Source organism: Verrucomicrobiota bacterium (assembly GCA_016200005.1).
Classification (GTDB): domain Bacteria; phylum Verrucomicrobiota; class Verrucomicrobiia; order Limisphaerales; family PALSA-1396; genus PALSA-1396.
The window spans coordinates 1-10,445 of record JACQFP010000066.1 but is presented as its reverse complement, the minus strand read 5'-3'; the positions used below and the strand labels follow the sequence as shown (position 1 = coordinate 10,445).

Annotated in this window: 11 protein-coding genes; 10 read left to right on the top strand and 1 reads right to left on the bottom strand. The window is 57.7% G+C overall.

The genetic code is table 11. The features are described from left to right. Positions 1–81 precede the first annotated feature (81 nt). Genes HY298_22335 through HY298_22325 form a run of 3 tightly spaced genes read left to right on the top strand, consistent with a single transcriptional unit; the run spans position 82 to position 3,735 of the window. Complete coding sequence (locus tag HY298_22335) at positions 82–1,416, top strand: coproporphyrinogen III oxidase family protein (protein MBI3853001.1); 1,335 nt, start codon at positions 82–84, stop codon at positions 1,414–1,416. A 23-nt stretch (positions 1,417–1,439) separates the two neighbouring features. Beyond that, entirely contained in the window at positions 1,440–2,756 is a 1,317-nt protein-coding gene (locus HY298_22330) for a coproporphyrinogen III oxidase family protein (protein MBI3853000.1), read from the top strand. A gap of 1 nt (position 2,757) precedes the next feature. Next, on the top strand, positions 2,758–3,735 hold the full coding sequence (locus HY298_22325; GenBank protein MBI3852999.1) for a phenylacetate--CoA ligase family protein: 978 nt from the start codon (positions 2,758–2,760) through the stop codon (positions 3,733–3,735). Positions 3,736–3,794: 59 nt separating this feature from the next. On the opposite strand, the gene polX is transcribed toward HY298_22325, so the two are convergent. After that, positions 3,795–5,552: a DNA polymerase/3'-5' exonuclease PolX gene (polX, locus tag HY298_22320; GenBank protein ID MBI3852998.1), complete on the bottom strand. Its 1,758-nt coding sequence runs from the start codon at positions 5,550–5,552 to the stop codon at positions 3,795–3,797. Between the two features lie 190 nt (positions 5,553–5,742). On the opposite strand from polX, the gene HY298_22315 reads away from it, so the two are divergent. The 7 genes from HY298_22315 (at position 5,743) to HY298_22285 (ending at position 10,364) form a co-directional block, all read left to right on the top strand. Then, on the top strand, positions 5,743–6,537 hold the full coding sequence (locus HY298_22315; protein ID MBI3852997.1) for a prepilin-type N-terminal cleavage/methylation domain-containing protein: 795 nt from the start codon (positions 5,743–5,745) through the stop codon (positions 6,535–6,537). 41 nt (positions 6,538–6,578) lie between these two features. Further along, on the top strand, positions 6,579–7,382 hold the full coding sequence (thiD, locus tag HY298_22310) for a bifunctional hydroxymethylpyrimidine kinase/phosphomethylpyrimidine kinase (protein MBI3852996.1): 804 nt from the start codon (positions 6,579–6,581) through the stop codon (positions 7,380–7,382). A gap of 129 nt (positions 7,383–7,511) precedes the next feature. After that, a complete protein-coding gene (locus HY298_22305) occupies positions 7,512–8,372 on the top strand; it encodes a hypothetical protein (GenBank protein ID MBI3852995.1) in 861 nt (286 codons plus the stop codon). A gap of 171 nt (positions 8,373–8,543) precedes the next feature. Then, positions 8,544–8,870: a hypothetical protein gene (locus HY298_22300; protein MBI3852994.1), complete on the top strand. Its 327-nt coding sequence runs from the start codon at positions 8,544–8,546 to the stop codon at positions 8,868–8,870. A 68-nt stretch (positions 8,871–8,938) separates the two neighbouring features. Beyond that, complete coding sequence (locus tag HY298_22295) at positions 8,939–9,286, top strand: hypothetical protein (GenBank protein MBI3852993.1); 348 nt, start codon at positions 8,939–8,941, stop codon at positions 9,284–9,286. Between the two features lie 4 nt (positions 9,287–9,290). Next, on the top strand, positions 9,291–9,752 hold the full coding sequence (locus HY298_22290; GenBank protein ID MBI3852992.1) for a hypothetical protein: 462 nt from the start codon (positions 9,291–9,293) through the stop codon (positions 9,750–9,752). A 15-nt stretch (positions 9,753–9,767) separates the two neighbouring features. After that, positions 9,768–10,364, top strand: a complete 597-nt coding sequence (locus tag HY298_22285; GenBank protein MBI3852991.1) for a sigma-70 family RNA polymerase sigma factor — start codon at positions 9,768–9,770, stop codon at positions 10,362–10,364. Positions 10,365–10,445 lie beyond the last annotated feature (81 nt).

Genomic DNA, 10,445 nt, shown 5'->3' with positions numbered 1-10,445 from the left:
TTCAGGCGCAATTGAATCATACCTTGATGCCGGTCAAGGTGGGCGAATCCGCGTTGAGGTATCAACGTTTTATACATTAGCATGACTGCCACAGCCACAGCCTCGGTTGCGTTGCCCGTTCCGGCGGAAGAACCGGTGGTGGGTAATTACTTTGTCGCGGCTTATCCGCCATTTTCGGTGTGGAGTCCCGCAGAGGTTTCGGAAGTCGAACAGGAATTGAATCGGGCAGTGTCCGGTTCGCCGGTGGGGATTTATGTGCACGTTCCGTTTTGCCAGAAGAAATGCGATTACTGTTATTACCTTTCCTACATCGGCCAGAAACCCGAGGTGGTGGATCGATACGTCGAGGCCGTCCTGCGGGAGATGGCGCTCTATGCCGGGCGGCCGGGCGTGCAGACCCGGCCGGTTTCATTTGTCTATTTTGGCGGCGGTACACCTTCGACACTTACATCGTCCCAAGTCCGTCGATTGGGGAACGGGCTACGCAGCGCGCTTGCCTGGGACAGCGTCGAGGAAGTAACGTTCGAGTGCGCTCCTCGATCGGTCCGCCGCGACTTTCTGGAAGCGCTCATTGAACTGGGCGTCACCCGGGTGAGCATGGGCGTGCAGAGTTTCGACAACGCCCTGTTGAAACTGAACGGCCGCATCCATCTCGCCGAAGATGTGCGCCGCGCCTACACGCAGATTCAACAGGCCGGGTTTGATTGGGTGAATCTGGACTTGATGGTCGGCCTGATCGGCGAGACGCGGACGCAGTGGGAGGATTCTGTCCGCCAGATGATCGGACTGTCGCCGGACAGCGTGACCATCTACCAGACGGAGATTCCCTGCAACACGCGGCTTTATTCCGATTTGAAATCGAACCGCCTGCCGGGGACGGTCGTTTCATGGGCGGAAAAGCGGGAGCGCTTGAATTACGCCTTCGGCAAACTGGATCAGGCGGGCTACACCGTGGTCAACGCCTATGCGGCCGTCAAGGACCCGGTGCGCCATCGTTTTCGCTATCAGGATCATCTCTGGCGGGGCGAAGACATGCTCGGTTTGGGAGTGGCTTCCTTCGGTTACCTGGGCGGCGTGCATTTCCAGAACGCGGTCACCCTCGAAGCCTACGTGGCGCATGTGGAACAAGGCGCGTTGCCGCTCACACGCGCCTATCGACTATCCCCTCACGACCAGTTCGTGCGCGAATTCATTCTGCAACTCAAATTCGGAAGCATTAACGCCGCCGATTTCCGCAACAAATTTGGCGAGGACATCATCGAAGTTTTCGGGACGCAACTCCAGGCGCTGGCGGCGGCGGGATTGCTCAAGTTTTCCAATTCCTCCGTGCTCCTGACTGGCGAAGGATTGTTGCAGGTCGATCGCTTGCTGCCGCTTTTTTACCATCCGCAATTTCAGGAAGTGCGCTACACCTGATCATCATCCGAAAAGCTGCCAGCATGAAATCAACTCTCGAATCGCCACCGGTCCGCACCGAGGTCGGCAACTACTTCATTTCCAACTATCCGCCGTTTTCCTGCTGGCAGCCGGCTGAAATTCCCAAGCTGCTTCACGCGCTTTCAGCCGATGCTGCGCCTGGCCCGCTTGGTCTTTACGTCCACCTCCCGTTTTGCCGGCAACGCTGCCATTATTGTTATTTTCGCGTCTATCCCCGGCGCAGCGCGGAGGATGTGAATCTTTACATCGATTCCGTGCTCAAGGAATTTTCACTTTATCTGAATTTCCCGGCGTTTCAGAACCGCGCCTTCAGTTCGGTCTATTTCGGCGGCGGCTCGCCTTCTTATCCGACGTCGGACCAGATTCGCCGGCTGCTCGGCGGCTTGCAGCAACGCAGCCGTTGGGATGCGGTCGAGGAATGCACCTTCGAATGCGAGCCGGGCACCGTGACGCCGGAAAAACTTCAAACCCTGAAAGACCTTGGCGTCACCCGCCTGAGCCTCGGCTTTCAAACGCTCCATGACGATATTTTACGCCGCAGCGGTCGCGATGTCCGCGTCGAAGATTGCCTGCGGGCTTTCCGTCAGGCGCGGGAGGCGGGATTCGATGAAATCAACGTGGACCTGCTCGCCGGGTTGGCCGGTGAAACGGAAGGCACGTGGCAGCGCACGATGGATCAGGTGCTGGAACTGATGCCGGATTGCGTGACCATTTATCAACTGGAACTGACCTATAACTCCCGCCTCTATGCCTCGTTGAAGTCGGGACGGGAACTGCCGTTGCCCTCCTGGCCCGCCAAACGCGCCATGGTGGCCGAAGGCTTCCACATGTGCGAGGCGGCGGGTTACGTCATCGGCAGCGGTTACATGGCGATCCGCAATCCGAAGCGTTGGCGCTTCGTTTACACCGTCGAACATTTCTGGCACGGGGCGGACTTGCTGGCGCTGGGCGAAACCGCGTTCGGCCATCTGCGCGGGGTTCACTATCAAAACGTCGACACCTTTGAACGCTACGCGGAGTGGCTCCAAAAGGACAAACTGCCGCTGCGCCGCGCGCTCCGGCTGACGCCCGAGGAAAAATTGCGCCGGGAAGTGATTCTCCATTTGAAGACCGGCCAGTTGGACGCGGGCTATTTCCGCGACAAATTCGGCGTGGATCTGGTCGATCATTTGGAACCGCAGTTCGAGACGCTGCTCAACAAAGGCCTTCTGGAAATCGAAGGCGACACCGTCCGGCTGACGCGCGAAGGGCTGCTGGAGGTGGACTGGTTGCTGCCGGACTTTTATTTGCCGGCGCATCAGGGCGTCCGCTACACATGAAATGCAAACGCCCGACCTCGAGCACCTCCAGCTCGACAAACTGAATCGCCTTTTCAGTGAGGTCTGGGAGCAAAATCCATTCTACACCCGCAAATGGCAAGCGGCGGGCGTGACCGTCCATCGGCTCTCCTCGCTCAGCCAACTCTCTGCGTTCCCTGTCACCACGCGCGACGAATTGGTTTCCGATCAATCCGCCGCGCCGCCGCTGGGCACCAACCTGACTTATCCCCCCGGCACTTATAAACGGATTCATCGTTCCTCGGGCACCACGCACGCGCCCATTTACTGGGCGGACACGACGTTGAACTGGCGCTGGGTCATGGATTGCAGCCAGCGGCTCTATCTACTTTCCGGCATTGAGCCGGGCCAGCGCATTTTTTTTGCTCTGACGCCGGGCGCTGCCTCCGGCCCGTCGATCATGTTCGAAGGCGCGTGCCGGCTTGGCTGCTGTTGCTTTCCGGGCGGTGACGCCAGTGATGAAGAACAATTGCAACTGCTGCGCCGATTTGATCCCGATGTGCTGATTGGGAAAACCGAGACAATTCTCGCGCTCGCCGGCACAGCCCGCCGAGCCGGCATCACGTTGAAAACCATGAGCGTCAGAAAAATCATCGCTCCCGGCCAGACCAATTCGCGCGCGACGGCTCTGCGTGAACAAAGCGAGTCGACCTGGGGCGCGCAGTGTTTTGATCGTTACGGCCTGACCGAAGCGGGTTCGGTCGCAAGCGAGTGCCTGGCGCACACCGGCGCGATGCACCTGCTCGAAACGGAATTCATCGCCGAAGTGATTCAGCCCGACACGGAACAACCGCTGAAAGATGGCGAGGCCGGCGAACTGGTGCTCACCACGCTGGGACGCATTGGCCGCCCGATTATCCGCTATCGCACCGGTGATTGGGTGCGATTGGTACGGAATCATCAATGTCCGTGCAAACGGCCGGGAGCGCTCCTGCTTGGGGGGGTGCGGCGGATCGATTAAGGATTTTTTTGCCGCCAACCGGCGCCCCCAAGCCCCCGTCACCAGCGAACGCAGTCCAATCACTTTTTCCACCCGGCCTGTTTCCGCTTCAACTCTTTCATAAGCTTCCCCAGCGGCAGCGTGTTGATCACGTCGGCCTTCGTGAGCCAGCCTTTGCGCGCGATGCCGGCACCGAGGCGCAAAAATTTCGCGTGTTCGTTGCGGTGCGCGTCGGGGTTAATGACGCACTTCACGCCTTTGCTTTTCGCGTAAGGCCACAACCGCCAATCCAGGTCGAAGCGATAGGGATTGCAATTCAGCTCGACCCACGTGCCGGTTTCCGCGCAGGCGTCGATGACCGCCTGCTGATTCACCGGATACGGCTCGCGCTCCAGCAACAGCCGTCCCGTCAGATGCCCGAGCATGTGGACAAACTTGTTCTGCGCGGCGCGGATCAGGCGCTTGGTGTTGTCGGCTTCGTTGTTCGCCGGCACATGGAGGCTGGCGACGACCACGTCCAGTTCCGCGAGCAGGTCGTCGTCGAAATCCAGTCCGTCCTTGAGAATGTCCACTTCGCAGCCGGTGAGCAGGCGGAAGTCGCTGCCGCGTTCGGCGAGCCGGTCGTTGATCTTTTTGATTTCCTTGAGCTGCTCACGAACTCGTTTCGCGTCGAGGCCGTTCGCCTGGAACGACGACTTGGAATGGTCGGTGATGGCCCAGTATTCAAGGCCGAGGTTTTCCATGAACTTCGCGATTTCCTCTGTCCGATTGTGGCCGTCGCTCCAGGTCGAGTGATTGTGCAACGCGCCGCGCAGGTCGGTCCATTCGATGAGCTTCGGTAGCTCACCCTTCTCCGCGGCGTCGAATTCGCCGTGGTCCTCACGCAGCTCTGGCTCGATGTATGGCAAGTCGAGTTTGCTGAAAATCTCCGCCTCGTCCTTGCACGACACGAGGAGTTTTGGGTCGCGCGTTTCCTCCTTGGACTTGAACAAACCGTATTCGTTGAGCCGCAGTCCGCGAGCAATGGCCCGCTGGCGCATGATGATGTTGTGTTCCTTGTTGCCCGTGAAATACATCAGCGCGAACGGAAACTCCTTGTCGCTCACGACGCGCAAGTCCGACTGGATGCCGCCTTCCAGAATCACGCTCGCCTTGGTGTCGCCCTTCGCAGTGACTTTGATGATGCCGGGTTGCCGAGTGAATGACTCAATGACTTCCGCCGGTTTTTTTGAGGACGCGAGCAAGTCAATGTCGCCGATGACTTCCTTGTGTCGCCGCAGACTCCCTGCCGCGCTGCAACGGATCACGTTAGGGTGCGAACGCAAACTTTCCAACAACGGGTCGGCCACGCGCAATGCCTCGGCCAGAAGATGTTTCTCCGCATACATCCGCCGCCGGGCGATGCCTTCGAGCAGATTCGTCTGCGTCTTTTCGCCAAAGCCATCGAGTTCGGCGACCTGGCCGGCTTTACAGGCGGCTTCGAGTTTCTCGACCGAGTCCACGCCGAGTTTTTTATTCAACGCCTGGATTTTTTTTGGACCGAGCCCGGGAATCGAGAGCATTTCGACCAAGCCGGGCGGGATGGAAGCTTTAAGCTCGTCGTAGTACGCCAGTTTCCCGGTCGTGACCAACTCAGCGATTTTTTTGGCAATGCCTTCCCCGATGCCCTTGATTTCGTTGAGGCGTTCTTCGGCCACGATTTTGGCGAGTGGTTCGGCGAGGCTTTCCAGCGCGCGCGCCGCATTGGAATAGGCGCGGGTCTTGAAAGGATTCTCGCCCTTGAGTTCGAGCAACGTGCCGATCTCCAACAAGATTTCCGCGACTTTTTCCTTATCCATGGCGGGAATATGAAGTTCCGGGTTCAAAGTTCAAAGTTCAAAGTTGGCTCGCGACCAGTCCCCGCGCGTGATGCAAAGGCAAAACAAAAACATCTGTTTCCATCGAGGTGACTTCGATGTTATTCTTGGAAAAAGTCGAGCCAGACGAATGCGCTTCTCAACATCAGAATGGCGACTGCGACAGTTTCAAATGCGGAGCCGACCGCGCGCGGCCTTCACGTTGATTGAATTGCTGGTGGTCATTGCCATCATCGCCATTCTGGCGGCGTTGCTGTTGCCCGCGTTTTTCCAGGCCAAGGCCAAAGCGCACCGCGTCGCCTGTATGAACAACCTGCGGCAGCTCGGATTAACCTGGCAACTTTACGCCGATGACAGCAGCGGAGTTTTGGTCCCCAACGGGTACGGCACTTTTACTTCCATTGGCGACAACAGGCTGTGGGTGCTTGGCTCGACCCATAAGACATTTGCCGCGGATCAAGCGGTCTTCAACAACGTGGAGTGTTTGATCAATCCTGAGTACGCGGTCTTCGCATCTTACCACAAGGCCCGTGGCGTCTATAAGTGTCCGGCAGACCGCAGCGCGAACATCCGCACCTACGCTCTTAACTCCTGGATGAATTGGGCAACACCTGAGGGCGGCGGCGATTTCTCGATGACCACCAACTACGTCAACTTCCACAAGACGGGAGATGTCGCCGCGGCCAAACCGTCGGAGCTTTTGCTGTTCGTGGACGTGGCCCCGAACTGGCTGTGCCACTCCGCGTTTGGGATTGCGATGACCTCGATGTATTATCAATTCCCATCACTGCAGCATGGCCCGTCCGGAGTTGTCTCCTTTGCGGATGGACACGTGGATTTGCACCGCTGGGTAGATGCTTACACGTTCGACATGGCCAAGTCAGGATTTGTCACGCATCTTAACTTTGCGTTTTCGCCATACCAGGATTTAGCCTGGCTACGTCAACACGCCACGGTGCCGAATTAAATTTGTTTTGCCGCCGTTATGTTCGGGCTTGCGTTCTCCAGATGAAAAAAAAGTGTTCTTGCGCGCTCACCATCGCTGGCTCGGACAGCGGCGGCGGGGCCGGGATTCAGGCGGACTTGAAAACGTTCGCGTCGCTGGGCGTTCACGGAGCGAGCGCCATCACCTGCATCACCGCGCAAACTCCGCGTGGTGTCCGTGCCATCCAGTCCTGCAAACCGGCAATCGTGCTCGGCCAGCTCGAAGAGGTGTTTGAGGAACTGCGCCCGGCGGCGGTCAAGACCGGCATGTTGTTTTCCACGGAAATCATCCGGGTGGTCGTCGCATTTTTCGAACGCGGTCACCGACCGCCGCTGATCGTTGATCCCGTAATGGTGGCCACCAGCGGAGCGCGCCTGCTCAAACCGTCCGCCGTGAGGATTTTGCAACGGGAGTTGCTGCCGCTGGCAACCCTGGCGACCCCCAACGTGGATGAAGCGGAGATTCTGACTGGCCGGAAAATCAAGTCGGTCGAGGATCTGCGCGCAGCGGCGAAGGGAATCAAGAAACGTTACGGTTGCGCGGCGTTGGTCAAGGGCGGTCATCTGGGTGGGGTGCGAGAAGCCGTGGACATTTATTATGACGGAAAGCAAGAGTTGCTTCTGACCTCGACGTTCATTCGCGGCCTCCACCTGCACGGTACGGGCTGCACGTACTCGGCGGCGATTGCCGGGTATCTGGCGCTTGGTTGCGAACTGTCCGAATCCGTGAGAAGGGCCAAGCAATACATCACGCAAGCCATCGCTCAAAGTGTTACGGTAGCTGGACACACTGCCTTGAACAGTTTTTGGAAAGGCAATGCGCGATGAAGTGACGAAAATTAACCCCGCTGGCTAGAATCGCTCAATACAATTGCGGATAGTTTCAGAGGGGAAATTTGCATGGCCTTGTGATTTAGCGAGTCGCACTGGTTTGAAATTCCAGGGTATGGCAATTGCTTGAACCTCGTGATGCGGTTTTGCCGTTACGCGATGTTTCTTTTGATTGTCGCCGGGGTCCAATTCAAGGCCCAGGCTGGCCAGGACTTTCCCTTTGAATTTCGCGACGGTCTGATCTGGGTCCGAGTGAGCGTTGCGAATTCACCTGAGCCACTCAATTTCCTGTTGGATTCCGGTGCAGGCGTCAGCGTGATCGACCTGAAGACGGCCCACCGTTTGAAGGTCCGGTTGGGTGAACGCGTCGCAGTTCGGGGTGTGAGCGCACAGGCGACCGGCTATTGGCCGCAGCAATTGGCCGCGCGCGTCAATGAGGTGGTGTTGCCGAAAAAATATCTGGCGGTGGATCTGCAAAAATTGTCGGACGCCTGTGTTTGCCACGTGGATGGGTTGATCGGAGCTGATTTTTTCCAAGCTCGCATTGTGCAGCTTGATTTCGAGACGCGGAAGATTCGATTGTTGGAGTCTGGCGAATTGAAGGCGGATGGCGAAGTGTTGCCGTTAGAAAACCGCCGTCGTTCGCTGCAAACGATGGTGCGCGTCAACGGCGCGCCGGCCCGATGGACGCGGCTGGACACGGGTTGCGCATCGGCCTTGCAATGGGTTGTGGCGGGCGCGCTCCCCGCAGAACTTGGGGGAAAAGTTTCAATTGGTCTTGCTGACCTCAAAATTACACAAGCTACCACGACAGTCCAACTTGGCGATACTCTGTTCGAGGCGGTGCCCACGGGCCTGCATGACACCGAACTCTTCGCCGGTGAAAGCGGATTGTTGGGCATTGGTCTGCTGGCCCGCTTCGAGCGAGTGACCATCGATGCGAAGGGTGGCCGGTTGATTCTGGAAAACCGGCGCGTCGGGCATTAGTCAACGGTTTGATCCAGTCAGATGCAGTCTTTAACACTCCTGCCCGCGGGAGGGCTGCTCCTTTCATCAATCTTCCAACGCGTTCAAAAACTTTGAGGGATACGTCTCACCCAGGCGTATTAAGAGCAGCAGTAAACAAAGGGCGGTCAAGACCGCTGGAAAGACAAAAATATGAAATCCTTCAACAAAATATTACTCGTATCGGCAGTGGCCGTTGGCTTCAACTTGGCGCAAGCAGCCAAAGCGGATGAACCGTTGCTCTCACCTCGCGGCAAGGCAAATCAAATCACCCGGGTGCCAGGCATCAACACCGATCCCGATCTGGTGCGCGGCCAGCTTCTTGGCGCGGCGGCCAAGGCACAGTCCGCGAGACCGACAATGATCGCGGGCAGTTCGAAAAACGACCCGGATCTGGTGCATGGAGTTCCCTACCTGGCCGGCAAGAACCCCATGCGCGACCTGCGTGGAAAAACATTTGAAGTCGCCCCGTTGAAATAGGCTGGCGACCGTTTGACAGTTGTGTGAACATTCGCGGGCGGCAAGGCTCGATTGCCGCCCCTCGCGCCATGAATACCAAGAATACAAAAATGAACAACGACGACGAGGCGCTTCGCAAGGCATTGCACGGTTGGGTCGTGACCCCAGCCTTGCCGCCACGATTCCAGGAGCGCGTCTGGCAAGGAATCGAGCGCCTGGAGTCGCAACCCAGAACCACGCTGTGGATACTGCTGCTGGATTGGTTCGAAACGTCCTTGCCGCGACCGGCACTTGCCATTTCCTACGTGTCCGTTTTGCTGGTGCTGGGGTTGAGCGCCGGCTATTGGCAGGTGCGCAAGGAGACGGCGCATCTCGACGAAACGCTGGGCTTGCGCTATGTCCAGTCGATTGACCCCTATCAGACTTCCTCACACTGAGTCTATGAAACGACCGCTGATCGTGTTGATGATCGGGCTTCTCGCGGCGGTCGTGGCTTATTGCGGTTTTTATCTTGCCGGCACCGCGCCGTATCGGGGCGTGTTGCACAGCCAGACCCCGGAATTGTTCTGGCTGAAAAAAGAATTCAATTTGAGCGAGGCGGAGTTTGCCCGCATATCCCAGTTGCACGCGGCCTACCGACCACACTGCATGGAACGGTGCCGGCGCATTGCCGAGCAGGATGAGAAACTCAGGAAATTGCTGGCATCGGCCGCAGACCTGACTCCACAAATCGAGAACGTTCTGGCCGAACGCGCGAAACTGAGGGCGGAATGCGAGAGCGCAATGCTCAGGCATTTTTTTGAAGTCAGCCACACGATGCCGCCCGAGCAGGGCAAACGTTATCTCGCCTGGGTCCAGGAAAAGACCTTCTTGCAGGACAGCACCATGAGTGAACAACACTAACGCCGACGCCCGCCCATGACCGCCACGACCAGCGATGAGCAGGACGCCCGCGATATGGATCGCTTGGCCGCTGGTCAGGATGCTTCGCTGAATGATTTGATGCAGCGTCATGCGGAAAGGTTGTTTCATTATCTCATCCGTTCCTTGCAAAACGAAACCGAAGCGGCCGACGTAGCGCAGGAAAGCTTCGTTCGCGTTTATCAAAACCGCGCGAAGTTCAACCCCCGTCAGAAATTTTCCACCTGGCTTTACTCGATCGCGACAAACCTGGCGCGCGACCACCTTCGCTGGCGGTCACGGCATCCGCACATTTCACTCGATGCTGAAAGCGCGGAGACGGGCGCTGGTTTGAAAGATACCCTCGCCACGCCACAAACGACACCCGCGGAAGCGTTGCAAGCCCAGGAGCGGGCTGTTGCCGTGCGGCAGGCGTTGGCCTCGTTGTCGGAAGAATTACGCGCGCCGCTCATCCTCGCAGAATATGAAGAGCGTTCGCAGGCGGAAATCGCGTTGATTCTGAACTGTTCTGCGAAGGCGGTCGAGATGCGGATTTACCGGGCGCGGCAGCAGTTGCGCGAGAAGCTGGGAAAGTCGCTGAAATATTTTGAGTGATTTTCGTCCGCCGGGCGTATAACCTTTGTGAACGTTAGGAAAACAATATGAAAAGATCCAAATTACTCATCGTAACAATTC